An 18,492-nucleotide genomic window follows, 5' to 3' on the forward strand; every position below is an offset into this window, starting at 1 on the left:
TTATTACTAAATACTCACACTGAATCAATTTTATAACACCACATTTACTTCTGGTGGTGGTGGGGGTAAATCACTCAGTCCTGTCACTTCTTTTTGACCTGCATCGACTTTTTGACTGCCTGTGGAAATACTTGCAGAAACCCATTTAAAGAATGCTTTAATGGTATTTGAATCCGCAGTCGATAGCTCAACCACCACTTCAGTGATTTGTTTCAGCACACTGGTATCTGCGTTATGACCCGCAGCACAGGCGATCACCATACCGGGTTTAGCTTGTTTTAATTTGGCTAAACCTTGGGTCCAACTATCAGTCGGTGCACCATCGGTCATAATAAACACCAACGGTTTCCAATCCCCACGAATCTCTGGCGTAGTTTTTTGTACTTCCTGTTCAATTTTATCTGCCAGTAGGCTTAAAGCCTCACCCAATTGTGTCGTCCCTGTGGCCTGTAGTGCAGGCGGATTAAACATGGCAATTTCAGTCAGCGGAATCAATTGCTTGGCATAAGTATCAAAGGTAATAATCGACAAAAAAGCGGTCTCGAGTGCATAAGGGTCTTGGCGCAAAGAGGATACTAATATTTCAACGCCATTTTTTACCGCTTCAATCGGTTCGCCTGTCATTGAGCCCGAAGTATCGAGCAATAAGTAAACCGGTAATCTTCTCATTTATTTTGTCCATTTTTTTCAATTTATTATCAAACGAGTCTAACTTAAAATAGAATAAAAAAAGAACAGCTATTTTCATTTTTATGACGTTTTATTTCATCCTTGATCTTTTCATGCATAGTAAAATTTATATAGCACAAGAGATCAATATAAAAATTGAGGATGAGATGAATCGCAATATGTTTAGAAAATCACCCTATTTTGCTTAAAGCTATCGTCAACAGAACGATAAAATGAGTAGATTTACCGATTATCCCCTAAATGATTTGACAGCTTAAACCGATCAATATACATATATATTCATACAATTTTAACCCAACATAGTATAATTCTTCCGCCAAATTGGCTCACTCATTTCTCAATGTGTTTTGTTATTATGACTAAAAGTTTTCACCGAAATTTCTTATCTAAAGCATGTGGTATTGCGACCTTAAGCATAGTGTTAAGTGCTTGTGGTGATGCTTCATGGTGGAAAGACGAAGGCAAAACCTTAGATGACAAACAGATTAAAACCCTCATTCCACCTCGGGTCAGTGAACGCACGGAATGGGCAAAAGATATTTTTGATATTACCGAGCAATTGGGTATCCCGCAGTCTAAAGAAAATATATGCACTATTGTCGCAGTAGTCGATCAAGAGTCGAATTTTCATGCTGACCCTACTGTGCCGGGTTTAGGTGCTAAGGCGGTTAAAGAAGTTCAAGATCGTTTTGATGAAAAGTTTAAAGACAAATTGGGTGACAGCATTGGCGGTACGATTGCCGGCTATTTCCAAGAAGTGTTAAAAAATCAGCCTAGCCCTGAAAACAACTACTTAAAACAAATGTCTCGAGTCACCACTGAACGCCAACTCGACGAACTGTATCGTGAAATTTTTGCGCATATGTCAGCGCACTATCATGTCAGTGCATTGACCGGTGCTGCCAAACTCGTAGGTCAAGACATTGGGGAAAAGCTCAATCCGATTACCACTTTAGGTTCGATGCAAGTGCATATTGGCTATGCCAAAGCGCATAAACGTCAGAGTGGCAACATCGCTGAATTACGGACAGATATGTACACTCGATATGGCGGACTCTATTATGGCATCCATCGTTTAATGATGTATCCTGCCGACTATGACAAACCGATTTATCGTTTTGCCGATTATAATTCCGGTCGTTATTCAAGCCGTAATGCGGCATTCCAGAGTATGCTGAATGACTTAACCGCAGCAGAATTGAGTCTCGATGGCGATTTATTACTTTATAGCAAGAATGGCAGCCCTCGTGCTGAAAAAAGTGAATCTGAGCGAGAGCTCATTAATGTTTTTGCAGCCAATAATGTATTGATTACCCCTAAACAAATTCGCTCAGACCTGAAGAATGAAAAAGAAAAAGACTTTGAAGATACTCAAACTTATAAAGCTGTGATTGAATTATTTGAGAAGAAAACCGGTAAAAAAGCATTCTATGCCCTAATGCCTGAAGTGGTGATTTCCGGCCCTAAACTGAGCCGTGAATACAACACCAATTGGTTTGCTACCCGTGTAAATGGACGATATCAAACATGTATGCACAGAGCACAACGAATAAAAATTTAGCCTTATTCGATTTTGATGGTACCCTGTGTATCAAAGACAGTTTCACAGGCTTCATTTTTTATGCCTTAAAAAAACGTCATATTGTAAAACAAGGCATTAAAATTCTGCCTTGGATTCAGGCTTATTATTTAAATATTTACCCTGCGCATGCCATGCGTCCTAAATTATTTAAAGCGATGTTTAGTGGCATGCCTGCGCAAGAGATTCTTGATTTAGCACTTGAATACTCACACCAACTTCGAAATAAACTATCGCCTGAACTTTATAGACAATTACTCAAGCATCAGCACAATGACGATGATGTAGTGATTGTTTCAGCTTCGATTAATATCTATTTAAAAGATATTGCTGAACTTTTAAATGTCGATTTGATTTGCACTGAAGCTGAGATTTTAAACAATCATTTTACTGGGGCATTTTCCACGCCAGATTGTAGCTCTGAGCAAAAAAAAATTCGCATTTTAGAAAAATATGATCTCAATCAATATGATTGTATTTATGCCTATGGCAACTCAAAAGAAGATTTAGAGATGATGAGTCTCGCCGACTACAGTTATATGGTCGGTGAAAGCAATCCGCTTCCTCAAATTGAACAGCAAAAAAAGCTCGCCTAAGCGAGCTCAATTTATATATTCCTTCTACCCAACTCAGAGCACATTTCTAGAGTCAGGGCACATTTCTAGAGCAGAGCAAGTTTCCAAAGCACATTTCACGACTGCCTTTACATATCAATTTCGATAGCATCAGTGTCTTCAATAATTCAAACAAAGCTGTCGCTACAATGTCTTTAAGCAGAACCCTACATTAAAAATAGTATGGACGTACAAAAATTAATAAGATCGCCAATACAATCATCAACCATTTCAATACGTAATAAAGACTACGATTGGATTTCTTCAACGCTCTCACTTGCAGACGAACCAGTTGCGCATAACCATAAAGTTTATTGATTCGACCCGTTTGATCTCCCACCTCATTGGGTGAGCTTGCTGCAGTCATGACATTACGCGCAAACCAATGATTAAAACGTGTTGCCCAAGCATGCGTTAAAGGACGCTCAACGTCACAAAATAGAATAATACGATTCTGTTCTGTCGCATTTTCTGCAGAATGAATAAAAGTTTCATCAAATACCACACTTTGACCATCACGCCATGAATGACGCTGACCATCCACCTCAATATAGCAACGGTCATCGTTCGGGGTAATTAAACCTAAATGGTAGCGCAATGAACCGGCATACGGATCGCGGTGTGGATTCAAATGGCTATGTGGTGCCAATTCAGCAAACATCGCTGCTTTGATACTCGGTAAAGTTTTCAATAATGCAGTCGTTTTTGGACAAAGCTCCGATGCTGAAGGATGTGCTGATTCATACCATTTCAGATAAAAACGTTTCCAACCTGTCTTGAAGAATGAATTAAAGCCAACATCATTATCTGAACTGGCTGCTTTAATTGCCCCTTGTTCATAGAGATGTTGAGCTTCGGCACGAATCATTTCCCAATTTTCATCGAGCACTTGAAGATCTTTAAAATATTGGCCCTCAATAAATGGCTTATTCGGGACTTTCGAAAAGACATACATGATGAAATTAATCGGCGCAAACAGAGTGGCATGATTAAATATTTGCTTATAGAGTGACAATCTCTTTTTCCCACGGAAGTGGGTGTAGAGCGTGCACAATAAAAAAATCGCCAAAATGATCCACTTAATCATTGGTTTATTTCCGATATTTTAAGGTCAGACATGATGTATATTTTCAACTTTGAAATCTTATCTGTGTCATATTCAACACGATCAATAAGGAATAAAAATATCATTTCATGTTCAACATAGTCTCACAGGGAAGAATGAAATTCATAAGCACTTTGAGGTGGCTCATAGGCAACATGCTCAGCCTCATTCAAAGCTTGAAATATTTTGCTTGTAGCACTTAGGCTGTTTAAATTCCCTGATTACAGTTTACAAAACAAAAAGACTTAATTCTGTTTAGAATTAAGTCTTAGGGTTAAAGCGAATTTACTTAAATTTTAGTAAATTGCCATATGGTTTCGATGGATCATCTCTAAAGAACGAGCTTCGCCTAGAACCTGATGTACTTTATCTGAAGATAAACCTTTCACGATTTCAGCCGAACGGGAACTAAAGTTAACACGCCCCACAGCAACACGACCACCTTGTTGATCAACACATTCAACCACATCGCCACGTTCAAAGTGACCCTCAACGGCTTTTACCCCTACAGGTAAAAGACTCCGATGGTTTTCTTTAATGGCTTTTACTGCACCATCATCAATCACCAAACGACCTGCAGTTTGCAAATGCGCTGCCAACCATTGCTGATGCGCTGTAATTCGGTCATTGTCAGTAATAAACAGTGTCCCGAGCATCTCACCCGCCATCAGGCGTGCAAGTACATGGTCACTTTCACCACTAGCAATCAGTGTTGGACAGCCTGATTTAGCCGCTAAACGCGCAGCACGAACTTTGGTCAACATACCGCCACGACCAAATTTACCACCACCGCCTGCCATATCAAACAGACTCTCATCCAATGCACGTACGGTTGAAAACAGCTTCGCATTCGGATTTGAACGTGGGTCTGAGTCAAACATGCCTTGCTGATCAGTCAAAATAATCAACAAATCAGCATGGACTTGACCTGCAACCATTGCGGCTAAAGTATCGTTATCGCCAAAACGAATTTCATCAGTTGAAACCGTGTCATTTTCATTAATGACAGGAATCACTTTCCACTCAATCAAGTGTTGCAACGCATCACATGAGTTGAGGTAACGGCGACGATCTGCCAAGTCATCATGGGTCAATAATACCTGAGCCGTTTGAATTGCATGTTTTTCTAACACACTCGACCAAGTATGAATTAACCCCATTTGACCAATGGCAGCGCACGCCTGAAGACTGGGAAGATCTGTGGGTCGGCTGTCAAGCTTCATGCGAACCATCCCTTCAGCCACAGCACCTGAGGACACTAAAATAATTTCGTGTCCTGCAAGATGTAGATCTGCGATTTGTTTCGCCCAATGCGAAATCGCATCTAAATCTAAACCTTGTCCATTTGCTGTGAGTAAAGATGATCCGATTTTAACAACGATTCGTTTACACGCTTCGAGCTTTCGTTGCCCATCTACCACTTCTATCATCTTGTCCTCAGTAGTTCTTTTGCAAGAACTTAACGTACGTAAAATACTTCCGCTTCACCGTCATCACCATCTTCGTCTTCATCGTCATCAGCCAATAGACCAGCAAGACGTTGTTGACGACGCATTTCACGATATGCTTCTTTCGCAGCAATCGTTTGCTCACGTGTTTCAGCTTCAAGCTGATCACGGAACGCTTTCATTTCCGCTGCATATTCAGGATCTTCAACTTCACGCTCACGCTGTTCTTCGATCGCATCCATCAAGTAATACACAACTTCTTTAGTGCCTTCCGACATTAAGCCAGAAGTTTTGAACACAGGACCTTCCCACTGTAATTCTTCAAGAATATGGTTACACCATTCTTCACGAGATTCTTCAGGCAGTTGATCTACTTTATTCAATACCAATACAACCGGTAATTTTGAAAGGGTTGGAGAAAATTTCAACAACTCATTCAAAATTGCTTTTGCGTTATACGCAGGGTCTGAACCATCAATCGGTTGAACATCAACGATATGCAACAAAATACGTGTACGTGCCAAATGCTTCAGGAAGCGAATCCCAAGACCTGCACCTTCAGATGCACCTTCGATAAGACCAGGAATATCGGCCATCACAAATGAACGATGACGGTCAGCATCCACTACACCTAGGTTTGGAACCATCGTGGTAAATGGATAGTCTGCTACTTTTGGTTTCGCTGCAGATACTGCACGAATAAAAGTAGATTTACCTGCATTTGGCATACCCAATAAGCCAACATCCGCAAGAACTTTAAGCTCTAAACGAATTTCACGGAATTCACCTTTAGTCCCGTGAGTACACTTACGTGGTGAACGGTTGGTTGATGATTTGAAATGAGTATTGCCCAAACCACCTTCGCCGCCTGCCGCAACCATGACACGTTGCCCAGCAGTGATTAAATCGCCGATGATATCGCCAGATTCTGTATCTACAATAGTGGTTCCCACTGGAACCAATAACACGGTGTCTTCACCGCCACGACCTGAGCAGTTAGCTCCACGTCCGTTCTTTGCACGCTCTGCACGGAAACGACGTGTATAACGATAATCTACAAGGGTACTGGTGTTCTCGTCAGCTTCAACATATACGTTACCGCCACGTCCACCATCACCACCATCTGGACCACCAAATGGTACGAATTTTTCACGGCGAAAACTGGCTACGCCATTGCCACCGTCGCCAGCCTCTACGGTAATGACTGCTTCATCAACAAAGCGCATGCTGCCAATCCTCTAAATACTTTAAAACCGCATATTTTGCCATATTTTAAAGAATTTCTCGACTATATTTATGGACTATTCCATGAAGTTGGTTCATCTTATGTAGAATTTCATTCACTTAGACCGCAAAACAAAGTTTTTTCATTAAAAGTCATAGTTTTTTAGAAGCTTGCTTTAAAAGTTTTTTAAATAGCTTATAAAAAAATTTTGATTAGGCATCAGTTATTTGAATTTACTTAAGCTATATGTAGCCCGCTCGACTTCATCAACTTACTGAGGGTTCAAACAGATTTTCTAAAAATATAAATTTAACCCGAATCCTGCTTAAGCCGATGATTCCATAATTTGAATCGTTGGCTTGTTTCGATGGGTTAATTGATATGCACATAACGAAGCATAAATTCCGCTGAGAAATCCATAAGTACTACGTGCTTTACTCGTCACTAAATGATATTGCCCTTTCAATAAGCTGAATAATGTTTCTATCTTATTGCGTTGCCTTAGGTGATATTCATCTGGTGCACTGAGTTGAAAAGATTCCATATTCCTCCCATGATAAGTAATTAAATCAATACTGAACCGTACCGGGTTTGTCGGAGACTTTTTATTTAAGTTAGGCCACCTGACCTAACGGGTTAATCTTATCATAGTAGATTACTTCAAAATCAAAAGGTGATACATAACCCAGTGCACTATGTACACGTTCTTTATTGAACCAATCTACCCAATTTAGTGTCGCAAGTTGTACATCCGCTAAACCTTGCCAATCTGCTTTTAAATATTCAATCACCTCTGTTTTGTATAAGCCATTCATCGTTTCAGCCAAAGCATTATCGTATGAATCACCGGTCGTACCGACTGATGCTCGTAAATTTGCTGCTTCTAAACGATTGGTATAACGAATGGAAAGATATTGCACGCCTCTGTCACTATGATGAATCACGTTCTTTGGCATGCCTCGATCATGCAATGCTTGCTCCAGTGCATCGAGCACCATGTCTGTATTCATACGTGTTGATACTTTCCATCCAACAATTGCTCGTGAGAACACATCAATAATAAAGGCGGTATAGACCCAGCCTGAATTTGTTTGAATATACGTGAAGTCAGCGACCCACAGCTGGTCAGGCTGATCAGCACTAAAATTGCGTTTCACCAAGTCATCTGCTCGTTTTTGATCATCCCGGCTACGGGTCGTTTGTTTATTCTTACCTCGCCAAACACCTTGTATACCTAGCTTTTGCATCAATCGAGCAACTGTACAGCGCGCAATAATATAGCCTTCACGTTTCAGTTTTTGCCAAACTTTACGTACACCATATCGACCTGAACTTTCCTTCCAAATTCGTTTAATTTGTTCAGCATGATGCAAGTCATGTAAATCTCGTTTCGCTCGATGTTCTGGATTGTCCGCGAGGTCTAAAGTTCGGTAATAGGTTGAAGGTGCGATAGGTAAAATTCTACAAATCGCCTCGACTCCGTACAGCTCTTTATTATTATGGATAAAATCCACCATTATTTGTGTGGGCGGTCGAGCTCCGCCTGGGCGAAGAAAGCGGCTGCTTTGCGTAGAATTTCATTGGCTCGTTGCAGTTCTTTATTTTCGCGTTCAAGTTGTTTAATGCGTTCTTGGTCTGAAAGCTGCTGTACTTTGATTGGATTCTGTTGATTCAAATACTTCTGATGCCAGGAACGTAGTGTTTCAGGAGTACAGCCAATCTTAGGTGCAATTGCTGTGATTGCAGCCCAAGTAGAAGGATAATCTTTTTCAGATTCAATCAATAATTGAACCGCTCTTTCTCTGATTTCAGGGGTATATTTTGGTTTTGTCATTGGGACATTCTCTCAAGAAAGTTGGTCTCCGACAAACCCGGTACGGTTCATACCTTGAACTTGCATCCTGCGCTTTAATTCTTGGCTGATGTAGCCTCGATCCCCGTAAAGTTTTCCTTTTAGGCCATCAACTAATTGCTCAACCATTTTTATGTCAGCAACATGTCCATTCGATAAAGCAGAACAGGTAATTTCACCAAATTGATTCATCGCAATATGTAATTTACAGCCATAGAACTAGCCCATTGAGCTCCTACCACGTGATGCAATTTGGACTAATGATTTATGGCGTTGAATACGTTGATTTTTACAAACTGGCGGAGTTGTTGAATCAATCCATAAATATTGTGTTTCTTGACCTTTCATCAGCGCCACATGCAAAGCGTGTAGAGCCAATTGGTGCATATTGATCAGATGAATCATCCTTTGATAGCAAGGCAAGTACTTAAATAAATAGCTTTTATCTTCTTTTAACCAAGTGAAAAAGGCTTTGAAATTAGTGAAATGAGAGGATTTATACCAAATAGCAATAAAGATAATTTCTGAAAGACTGAGTTGAGCAACTCGGATTCTTGAAAGTTGGCCATCTTGCTTGAGGAATTTCCAATAAGTTGCTTCAAATTGTAGAAAAAAGTCATCAATTAAGCAGAACAATTCGGTATTATTGAACATTAGGACTAGGGTTGTGAGTTTGGTGTGGTAACTCAACTGATGGCTCTAGTCCTTCTATTTTTCAAGTCAATTTCTTATCCGCGATTCGGGTAAATTTATATAAAATTCATTAAATTTTACTCTTCCTATTATTTAAATGATGTATCGAAAGCCACATATTTAATTAGTAGTTCTTGATATAAGTTATATAGTGAAATGAATTGCTTTTCCTGTTTAAAGATTCGAGCGGAATCAAGATAAACACTTTTTTCAACTAATTCTTTTTGAGATTCCATCACCAGTAAATTTATATAGTGTGATATTTCAGCTTCAAGTTTGTGCAGCAATTTTAATTCATCCTTAGACAAATAAAAGCATATTGATAAATCATCTTTACTAGAAGTGAATCTTTTTTTTGATAATTTATTGAGAGATTGGTCAAATAACTCTTTGTCATGGTTATAATTTTTATTTGAAACTAGATTTCTAAATGCCCACTCCAATTGATTCAGTTCATGCATAATTTTGGTATATTTCTTTAAATCATTTCGAGCCAATCTCGATATTAATTCGGCTTTCTTCTGCTTATTCCAACTCGTATACGTCATCAAAACGGCAATAGGCGCAAATAGTGTTGCTGTCCAAATCAATAGATTTGTGCTCAATGCAATATCGATATTAAATTCTTTAATCACTGCATAAAGCGCAATGCTAATCGTTAATAAAATTGCATAAATCGCCAACAGAGTCGCAACTAAGCTCTCAGATTTTTTCATATATTGCCTCCCCAAAAGCAATAAATTTTAAGTACTTACTCTATCTTTATTTTCTAAAATCTCAGGTAAATTTCGCTCAATCCATCCCACCAATTCCACCATCTTATTGGCAGCTTGCGACCCTATAATCGTCAGTTGATATTCCACTTTCGGTGGTACCACAGGATAAACCGTACGGATGACAAAACCATCTGCCTCTAAGGTCTTTAAGGTTTGAGCCAACATTTTTTCGCTGATCCCTTCTATACGTTGTTTGAGTTCACTAAAGCGATGCACCCCCTCACTTAAACAGCGTAAAACCAACACACTCCACTTGGTGGTCAAGTGCTCTAAAATTTCCCGAGATGGACATTCGTTTGAAAGGGTTTGACCGAGTACTTCACTTGTTGCATATCGACTATTCATCAACACTCCAAAAATTAAAATCAATTATTTTCATACTTACTTTTTAGTACGTACTTACATTAAGTAAGTCACTATAATAAGATGAGTCAAGCAAGTATACAAATTAACCAACCAAAAAGGTAAATAAAATGAAAATTGCGATTACAGGTGCGACAGGTCAACTCGGTCAATTAGTGATTGAGTCTTTATTAAAACAAACAGATGCTAAAAATATAGTGGCTTTGGTACGTGACTTAGACAAAGCATCAGTTTTAAAACAACAAGGCATCGAAACGCGTTTATTTAACTATGACCAACCTGAAACTCTGGTTCCTGCTTTAGTCGGGATTGAAAAATTATTACTCATTTCAGCCAATGAAGTGGGTCGTCGTACAACACAACATCGTGCTGTGATTGAGGCAGCCAAAGTCGCTGCCATTCAACACATTGTCTATACCAGTGTACTTCGTGCAGATCAATCTCCGCTTGGGCTAGCTCAAGAACATCGTGAAACTGAGGCCTTGATCAAAGACAGTGGTTTGCGTTACACCTTATTGCGTAATAATTGGTATAGCGAAAACTATTTGGCAGGACTCGCACACAATATTGAATCAGGCATTCTTTTCGGCGCTGCTAAAGACGGTAAAATCAGCTCAGCCCCACGTCAAGACTATGCTGAAGCAGCAGCGCATGTACTACTTGAATCAGGTCATGACAACAAAACCTATGAACTCGCCGGTTCTACCAGCTTTAGCTTAAATGATCTGTCTGACTTTATTTCAACAGCTTCTGGAAAAAATATTCACTATCAAAATCTCAGTCCTGAAGATTACACAAAAGGATTAATTCAAGCCGGTTTGCCTGAAGAATTAGTCCAAGTGATTGTGGATGCTGATGTTCAAACGCAGATAGGTGCGATGTTCAGTGAATCTAAAGATCTTGAAACATTACTTGGGCGTAAAACCACGCCGATTTTAGACACGATAAAATCCTTACTTTAAATAATGATCTCACACCTACATCAAACCAAGTGATGCACACATAAAATCACCTAGCCATTTAAAAAGCCTCCATCTGGAGGCTTTTATTCAATCTTCATTCCGTATGATCTTTAAGAATTATGGATGAATATTTTTAAGCGGAAGTGTCATATCCAATTTTAGATCTGCTTTGGAATGTTGCACAGTGTTATACATGGTTGCATCGAAAGCAGCGATTTTGCGCATAGTGATCCGATCATTAATCTTTAAAGTAGGATTCAACTGATGCTTCACCGCCAAGTCGATTCTCTCATTTAAGTCCAGATATACAGGGCCATTAAAGGCGATTTGAATCGGGACAACATAATCACGATGAATTTCAAACGGCACATCCATTTTAATAGGAATATCAATTTTTAAAGGCAACTTAGGCATATAGGACTGTGGAAATACCAAAGCTGATGTGGTTTCCAAAGGCATCACTTGATCAATTTTTATTTTGGTTTTGTAATCCACTCGGACTTTCACAGGTACAGTGACATTAAATTTCAGGTTCGCCAAGTATTTACCTTTTAAAGGAATATTTACTTTTCGATCTAAATTAATCTGCGTATCAAGCTTACCCTGACTCATGGTTTCTAAATAATTCCCCACTTCAATTTTCACGGGTAAAGATTCAGGCAACTGTATCTGGGAATTTTGGGCGGTAACTGACATCGACGCTTGTACATTCAAATATAGCCAAAACAGACTTGCGATGATGAAGACAATCAAGATAAAGCTAATGACGATGCCTTTCCAAGACTTTAACATCCACATGATTTAATTCGCCTTCGCCAAACGAACAGAACTCAGTGGAATGTTAAGATCGCCTTTTTCAATTTTAACCGGTAAAGTATTTTTTACATCCACCGACGCTTTTAATGCAGTTTTAATCGGAACATTTAAGTGCCCTTGAATTGGAATATTGGTTTTTAAGGTCGCATCAAGCGGAACAATTAAATTTTCTTTTAAAGCTGTTTGTACAGGTGCTGAAAATTTTAATTGTATTTTTTGATCTAGCGGCACATCCATTTGAATCGGCACATCCAATTTAATTGGAATAACCCCTTTTAAGGGCAAACTAATAAATTTACCCAAGACTTTGACTTGAACTTTGGTATCGACGTTTAAATCTTCATTGATCTGAACTTTTTCACGTACAGGAATCAAAGTTTTGATGGGTACTAAATTGTCAAAATGCACGATTGGATTTAAGGTTTGTGTCAGTGGAATATTTAAGGTTTCTTTAATTGGAATTTCAGCATTGACCCGACCGGTGACGTCTACATCTAAGGCATCATGAATTTGCACTTGAGCCTGCAAAGGCTCCTGTAGATCAATACTGACATGTTGATTTTCAAGTGGAATATGAATATTGAAATGCTTAAATACCCAAACACCCAATAACACACCACACACACTGGCCAATGCAATAAATACGATTCCACTCAGTACATACTTGATCTGCAAGCTTCAATCCTTTTGACTTTTATTTTTATCTGCTTATTTTTATACAGTTATTTGTTTGATTTTACGTGATGAAGTTTGCAATTTTTTGTATTTATAGTTTGCTCAATATGAATTTTGCCTGTTGTATATCAAACCATCCAAAAAAAGACACAAATAAGGCTCTTTTAAACTACTTTATAGATACGGAACTTTTATAACCAATTTGACCTTGAAGTTTTGAGCCTATTAAAATTCCATCAATGTATTTATGAACATCTTAACCATCAACTTGTTGATCTATGGCTGACTTTTAATCTCATACGATCTTATCTTACTTCACTCCAATAACATTGTACTGTTGTATATTTACCATCTTTAGCAATAACTAAACCTGCACCCTCTTCCTTTTGATTTTTATTCCATTTAATTTTATTAAACTGTTGTTTGGCTGAACTTGTTGATAGATCAAAATATAAATATTCACTTAAAGTGTGAGATCTCCCCCAAGAAAATTCTATCTTTTTAACTGCTAAACCTTGATAGATCGTACTCTTCAAAGTGTATATCGTTGTTGCATAAGCTTGATGCTCTTCAAAATCTTCTTTAGTTACATGATTTTTTAGAATTTTTACTATTTTTTCACCTTCTTCAGTCATTTTATGCAAATCATAATTTGGTCGTACTGCGCAATTATTTTCAAAACGATCCTTTAAATAAGGAGTCAAATCCAATGTTTTATTTGGTGCAGCATACAATACTGTTGAGAGACTCATACAGCCAGCAAATGTTGCTAAGATATTTTTTTTCATGACTGATCTCTTTGATAGAAATTATTTATTAATTTTTTAAAGTAATATAGAAAAAGAATATAAAAAAAAGAGCTTCTATAGAAGCTCTTTTTAAACTACTTTAAAAATTATGCATTTGTTTCAGCAGGAACTTTTGGATAGCTTACGCCGCCCATTTGTTCAGCAATACGCAATACTTGGCAGCTATAACCCACTTCATTGTCGTACCAAACATAAGCAGTTAAACGGTTACCTGAAGTGATTGTCGCTTGCGCGTCAAATACACCTGCAGTACGTGAACCGATAAAGTCAGAAGAGACCACTTCAGTCGAGTTGGTATAACCAATTTGACCTTGAAGGTTAGAACTGATTGAAATTTGACGAATGTATTCGTTCACTTCATCACGATCAACTTCTTTATCTAACGTTAAGTTAAGAATCGCAAGTGATACGTTTGGTGTTGGTACACGTACAGAGTTACCTGTCAATTTACCTTGAAGCGCAGGAAGTGCTTTAGCAACAGCTTTAGCCGCACCTGTTTCAGTGATCACCATGTTCAACGTCGCAGCACGACCACGACGATCCGCTTTATGGTAGTTGTCGATCAAGTTCTGGTCGTTTGTGAACGAGTGAACAGTTTCAACATGACCATTGATCACGGTGTATTTGTCATTTAACACTTTAAGTGTTGGTGTGATGGCATTGGTTGTGCAGCTTGCAGCAGAAATGATGGTATCTTCATCTAGGATATCCGCTTGGTTCACACCGTAAACCACGTTCTTCATATCACCTTTACCCGGTGCAGTTAGAATTACACGTGCAGCGCCTGGGCATTTAAGGTGTTGAGCAAGACCTTCAGCATCACGCCATTTACCTGTGTTGTCGATCACAAGTGCATTGTTAATGCCGTATGCAGTGTAGTCTACTTCAGACGGATTAGACGCATAGATCACTTTAATGAATTGACCATTTGCAATGATTGCTTCGTTCTCTTCATCTACAGAAATTGTACCTGCAAATGGACCGTGAATAGAGTCACGACGTAACAAAGACGCACGTTTTTCTAAGTCACCATCAGATGATTTACGTACAACGATTGCTTTTAAGCTTAAACCACGACCTAAACCAGATTGACCAATCATCAAACGAGCAAGGATACGACCAATACGACCAAAACCGTAAAGAACAACGTCTTTGTGTTCTACAGTTTTCGCACTGCCTTCAAGCGATTGAACAGCGCCCGCAACGAATGCATCGATGTCGCCACCTTGTGCTTTATACGCTTCAGCAAGTTTACCTAGATCAACTTCAGCAGTACCGATGTTGTCAATTTTAGATAATGCTTCAAGAATTGGGAAAGTGTGAACAACAGAAAGTTCAACGTTCAATACGCGAGTACGACGGTGCGCTTTCAAAATTTGAATCACTGAACGGTTAATTAAAGAACGACCGTAAACTGTAGCTACGATGTTTTTCTCACGATATAACTGACCCACAAGGGCAATCATACGCTCCGCAAGTTCTTCACGGTTTTTCCAGCGACCTTGGTGCTCTGCATGTAGGGCAACGATAGTGTCTTTGCTCACAGATACTTCCTCTAATTTATATATCTAGGCATAAATTTTTAAACCCGGCAATTGTAATAGAATTATCTTGGACTTGAAATCAAAACTACGTTTATTTTTTATAATGCAGTGGATTTATGAAAAATAGTTAAAAATATATTATTGTTTTTAAAATTAATTTTATAATTAAATCCTACCATTTCTTCTAATTATACTTTTATATAATGAGCTAGTTTTCATACAGCCATGTTAGAGCATAAGCTCCCTCAAATAAAATCAAATTTGCAAAAAGGCTGCTTTTCTATCATCTACATCATATGATCACTGTCATCAGCACAGGCTATTACATCGTCGGTGAGAAACGTAAATCATAACTTATACCTGAATTGAGCTCTTCTAAATTAAAATGCTCTAGATTCTCAGGCAATTTCACCAATAACGGTAACCGCGTAATACCGTTATCCCCACAAGGAAACGCATAATGACGCTCCACTTCACTGGTGGCAGCAAAACTTTCAAATTCAATAAAGACGCTATATTTACGGAAGTTTTTAGGAATGGTTAAAATATCCAAATACGCCTGCTTTTTGACACGTAAGGCGGCAACCGTGACCTGCTGTAGTTCCTTATCAATTTTATCGCCTTTCATCATACGTTTCATAAAAGAACCTTGCGCTTCAGTCTGCTCTTTCTTTAAACGCCCCATATGCAAGGTTAACTCTTTGTAGTCATGGATATGACGGCTTAAATCGTTTTGCAAGGTCATGATCGGTTGTTCTGAACGATCATTCATCACTTTCCATTCATATTGATTTAAGGGTACAAAAATTTCATCTTTACGTTTTTCCAAAATTTTAAGGTAGGCTAAAATTTTATATTCAAACAACTGCACAGTATGGTTAAAGAACAATGCCGGCTGTTCTTTAAACTCTTTGTAGTGCGCCAAAATATCTGAATAAATACGATGAATACTGACAAATAAATACTGATATTCTTCAATATGGGATAGATGGTTACGCAATGCATCACGCATCGGAATCATCAGTTCATTGACTAAAATATTTTCAAAATTGCGTAAGTGTTGCTTGGCCACCACATCACTATTTTTACCAATGGTGGGCAGCGACTCGGTTAATAACGGAATCAGCTTATTCTCCGCCAGCTCTTCAAACTCTTGTACCACCTGCACCACATCTTTATGTACTTGATGCTGGATGGTCACCATCATTTGCACTTGCTGGGTGAAGTCTTCCATATAACTTTTATCGCCATAACGGGTCATGTCGAGCACGATCCCATTCAGATAAATTTGCTCGTTATATTCTAAAAAATCTTCGAACAAGAAACGTCGAATTGAATAAGAATTATTTTCAAAGTTATTGACTGGCGCAATGATGAATAAAAATTCTGATGTTTTGACAATATCAAAGCGACGCACCGCCTGCTCTTTCAACAACCAAAACTTAAAAAATGGATGCTGCATCAACTGCGAAGTACGTGGTAGTAAGGGTTTAAACCAATAGCCTAGTAATTGTTGCTTGATATAGACTTCAATAATAAAACTTTTGATCTGGGCTGAAGTTAGATTCCGCACTCCCCCTGGCGGTTCAATATCAAGACTACGGACTAACTTTGCCACATCTTGTAAATAAACACGGCGCATCAGCATTTTTTCACGCTGCAATTTCAGATCATCTTCAACAGGAATCTGATCAATTTGATGCAAGGCATTTTCAAGATAATCGGCGATTTGTACAGGGTCGGTGATATTTTTCAACCAATTGATGGATTGACTGAGTTTGGATGCAATCGAGCGCATGCGCTCACTAGAAAAGCTATGTTTTAAAATCGCAAGAGAATTGGTGACCTTATATTCAAAGGTATTGGCGACTCGATTCCATTGAATTTCTTTTGGCTTCAAGATTTGACGATCGATTTCCTCACGAACCTCAATGTCCGCTTCATCAAAAATTTTGCTTAGAAGCCCTTCCCAATGGGCATCTAAACTTGGTTCCATCTGCAACAAAGTTGCACGAATTTGATAAGGTATCATCATAGTCAAGTTATTTATTTTCTTTTGCGTAAAATAGCATAAATTGCAAATAATGTTAAGCAGTTAACATTATTTTTAGTTTTCCATTTATAACTGATTATCGTGTTTTAGGTTAAATATTGATTCAAATAAACTCAACGATATAACCCTTCACCCCGTTCAATTAATATGATTAATTTTTGTTTTCATTCAGGCTTAATAATCTTAATTCAGTCTGTTTAATATAATATAAATCAAAATAAATGATTAAAAAACAAAAACTTTATTATTCTATTCTTTGTTTTATCTTTTCAGCATTACGCTGCAAATTTTGGGCTTGCTTTTGGCGTTTAATCATATACACCACTCCTTCCACAATTAATAGTGCTACCGCCATCCAAATGGGAATATAAGTCAGCCATTCTCCGCCTTCGACTCGCTCGCCTAAAGCAATCGAAGCGAACGCCAATAATACCGGTTCTAAATAACTCAATAAGCCAAAAATAATAAAAGGTAAAAAACGACTGGCTAGAATATAACTCCCGAGTCCCATCGCACTTAAGAAACCTAAACCTAAAATTGCCCAAATCAAATGCGGAAAATCTGCAATCAGGGCAATTGAATGTGAATGACTGAACGCCAAATAGCATGCCACAGGCAAAATCAAGAACAGGTCCCACCAAAAACCACCCAAGTGATCGGTTTGAAATTTACGTCTAAGGAAAAAGTAAATCGGATATGCAACTGCCACATAAGCCGTTTCCCATGCCACAGTGCCAATCCGCCACAGTTCATGACTGACACCAATTACCGCACAGACGACCGCTGCGATCTGCCATTTGCTCAATTTTTCTTTATACAGCACACAACCAAACAGCACCATCACCAAAGGAAGTAGGAAATACCCTAAGGAGACTTCCAAGCCACGCCCATTGATCGGCCCCCATAAGAACAACCACAGTTGCGTGGTACATAAGAATGAGCTAATGAGCAACCAAAGAATCAAGATCGGCTGTTGAATCATTCTTTTGAAGATTTCAGCCACGTGCTTAAGATCGCCCGACCACCACATAAATAAGGTTAAAAAGGGTAAGGTCGACAACATGCGCCAAGCAAAGGTTTCCTCACTGTCTAAAGGCTTCAAAAAATGGGTATAAAAATACAATACACCAAAAGTCACCGATGCCAATACTGACAACGCCACGCCTTTAAACATTTGAATACTCACCTTTTCGTCGCAGGCATTATAACCAATTCCAACTCGATTTTTTCTAACTGTCTGTAAATATTCAGCAATAAAAAAGACCACGCATGCGCAGTCTCGTTTTAA

General features: G+C 38.6%; 16 protein-coding genes, 2 pseudogenes and 1 other annotated feature. Of the genes and pseudogenes, 3 read left to right on the plus strand and 15 right to left on the minus strand.

Features of this window, described 5'->3' with window-relative positions:
* Positions 1-30: 30 nt before the first annotated feature.
* Positions 31-669, minus strand: coding sequence for a vWA domain-containing protein (locus G8D99_RS09845; protein ID WP_166325167.1), 639 nt, complete (start codon positions 667-669; stop codon positions 31-33).
* Positions 670-1,045: 376 nt separating this feature from the next.
* Between G8D99_RS09845 and G8D99_RS09850 the strand changes: the two genes are divergently transcribed.
* A complete protein-coding gene (locus G8D99_RS09850) occupies positions 1,046-2,251 on the plus strand; it encodes a DUF1615 domain-containing protein (RefSeq protein WP_166325170.1) in 1,206 nt (401 codons plus the stop codon).
* Positions 2,218-2,865: an HAD family hydrolase gene (locus tag G8D99_RS09855; protein WP_166325173.1), complete on the plus strand. Its 648-nt coding sequence runs from the start codon at positions 2,218-2,220 to the stop codon at positions 2,863-2,865. Before G8D99_RS09850 ends, G8D99_RS09855 begins: the two co-directional genes overlap by 34 nt.
* A 190-nt stretch (positions 2,866-3,055) precedes the next feature.
* On the opposite strand, the gene G8D99_RS09860 is transcribed toward G8D99_RS09855, so the two are convergent.
* From G8D99_RS09860 to G8D99_RS09895, 8 genes and pseudogenes are all read right to left on the minus strand, one after another.
* Positions 3,056-3,970 carry an aspartyl/asparaginyl beta-hydroxylase domain-containing protein gene (locus G8D99_RS09860; RefSeq protein WP_166325176.1) on the minus strand — a complete coding sequence of 305 codons (915 nt, stop codon included), beginning with the start codon at positions 3,968-3,970 and terminating at the stop codon, positions 3,056-3,058.
* 314 nt (positions 3,971-4,284) lie between these two features.
* The gene (proB, locus tag G8D99_RS09865; protein ID WP_166325179.1) at positions 4,285-5,418 is read right to left on the minus strand and encodes a glutamate 5-kinase; all 1,134 of its coding nucleotides are present in this window, start codon (positions 5,416-5,418) and stop codon (positions 4,285-4,287) included.
* A 29-nt stretch (positions 5,419-5,447) separates the two neighbouring features.
* Positions 5,448-6,662 carry an Obg family GTPase CgtA gene (cgtA, locus tag G8D99_RS09870; RefSeq protein WP_166325182.1) on the minus strand — a complete coding sequence of 405 codons (1,215 nt, stop codon included), beginning with the start codon at positions 6,660-6,662 and terminating at the stop codon, positions 5,448-5,450.
* A gap of 324 nt (positions 6,663-6,986) precedes the next feature.
* Positions 6,987-7,235 (minus strand): annotated as a pseudogene (locus G8D99_RS09875) (IS982 family transposase); the annotation flags it as partial.
* A gap of 40 nt (positions 7,236-7,275) precedes the next feature.
* Positions 7,276-8,495, minus strand: a protein-coding gene (locus G8D99_RS09880) for an IS3 family transposase (protein ID WP_166325185.1) whose coding sequence is annotated in 2 segments (ribosomal slippage) — positions 7,276-8,210 and positions 8,210-8,495 — 1,221 coding nt in all. Because the reading frame shifts where the segments join, the coding sequence is not laid out codon by codon here.
* Positions 8,104-8,220: a sequence feature (AL1L pseudoknot), on the minus strand. Its footprint overlaps the gene before it by 117 nt.
* A 45-nt stretch (positions 8,496-8,540) precedes the next feature.
* Positions 8,541-9,167, minus strand: a pseudogene (locus G8D99_RS09885) (IS982 family transposase); the annotation flags it as partial.
* Positions 9,168-9,295: 128 nt separating this feature from the next.
* The gene (locus tag G8D99_RS09890; protein WP_166325188.1) at positions 9,296-9,922 is read right to left on the minus strand and encodes a hypothetical protein; all 627 of its coding nucleotides are present in this window, start codon (positions 9,920-9,922) and stop codon (positions 9,296-9,298) included.
* A 27-nt stretch (positions 9,923-9,949) separates the two neighbouring features.
* Complete coding sequence (locus tag G8D99_RS09895) at positions 9,950-10,327, minus strand: winged helix-turn-helix transcriptional regulator (protein WP_166325191.1); 378 nt, start codon at positions 10,325-10,327, stop codon at positions 9,950-9,952.
* 128 nt (positions 10,328-10,455) lie between these two features.
* Here G8D99_RS09895 and G8D99_RS09900 point away from each other — a divergent pair, with 128 nt between their 5' ends.
* Positions 10,456-11,307, plus strand: coding sequence for an SDR family oxidoreductase (locus G8D99_RS09900; RefSeq protein ID WP_166325194.1), 852 nt, complete (start codon positions 10,456-10,458; stop codon positions 11,305-11,307).
* A gap of 117 nt (positions 11,308-11,424) precedes the next feature.
* On the opposite strand, the gene G8D99_RS09905 is transcribed toward G8D99_RS09900, so the two are convergent.
* From G8D99_RS09905 to rarD, 6 genes are all read right to left on the minus strand, one after another.
* The gene (locus G8D99_RS09905; protein WP_171522794.1) at positions 11,425-12,099 is read right to left on the minus strand and encodes a hypothetical protein; all 675 of its coding nucleotides are present in this window, start codon (positions 12,097-12,099) and stop codon (positions 11,425-11,427) included.
* 9 nt (positions 12,100-12,108) lie between these two features.
* Complete coding sequence (locus tag G8D99_RS09910) at positions 12,109-12,798, minus strand: MFS transporter (protein ID WP_166325200.1); 690 nt, start codon at positions 12,796-12,798, stop codon at positions 12,109-12,111.
* Positions 12,799-13,103: 305 nt separating this feature from the next.
* The gene (locus G8D99_RS09915; protein WP_166325203.1) at positions 13,104-13,586 is read right to left on the minus strand and encodes a hypothetical protein; all 483 of its coding nucleotides are present in this window, start codon (positions 13,584-13,586) and stop codon (positions 13,104-13,106) included.
* 107 nt (positions 13,587-13,693) lie between these two features.
* Entirely contained in the window at positions 13,694-15,151 is a 1,458-nt protein-coding gene (locus tag G8D99_RS09920; RefSeq protein WP_166325206.1) for a glyceraldehyde-3-phosphate dehydrogenase, read from the minus strand.
* Between the two features lie 322 nt (positions 15,152-15,473).
* Positions 15,474-17,186 (minus strand): hypothetical protein, encoded by a 1,713-nt coding sequence (locus G8D99_RS09925; protein WP_227554299.1) that lies wholly within the window; start codon positions 17,184-17,186, stop codon positions 15,474-15,476.
* 262 nt (positions 17,187-17,448) lie between these two features.
* Entirely contained in the window at positions 17,449-18,378 is a 930-nt protein-coding gene (gene rarD, locus G8D99_RS09930; protein WP_166327694.1) for an EamA family transporter RarD, read from the minus strand.
* Positions 18,379-18,492 lie beyond the last annotated feature (114 nt).

The sequence above is a fragment of the Acinetobacter lanii genome, assembly GCF_011578285.1.
Taxonomy (GTDB): Bacteria; Pseudomonadota; Gammaproteobacteria; order Pseudomonadales; family Moraxellaceae; genus Acinetobacter; species Acinetobacter lanii.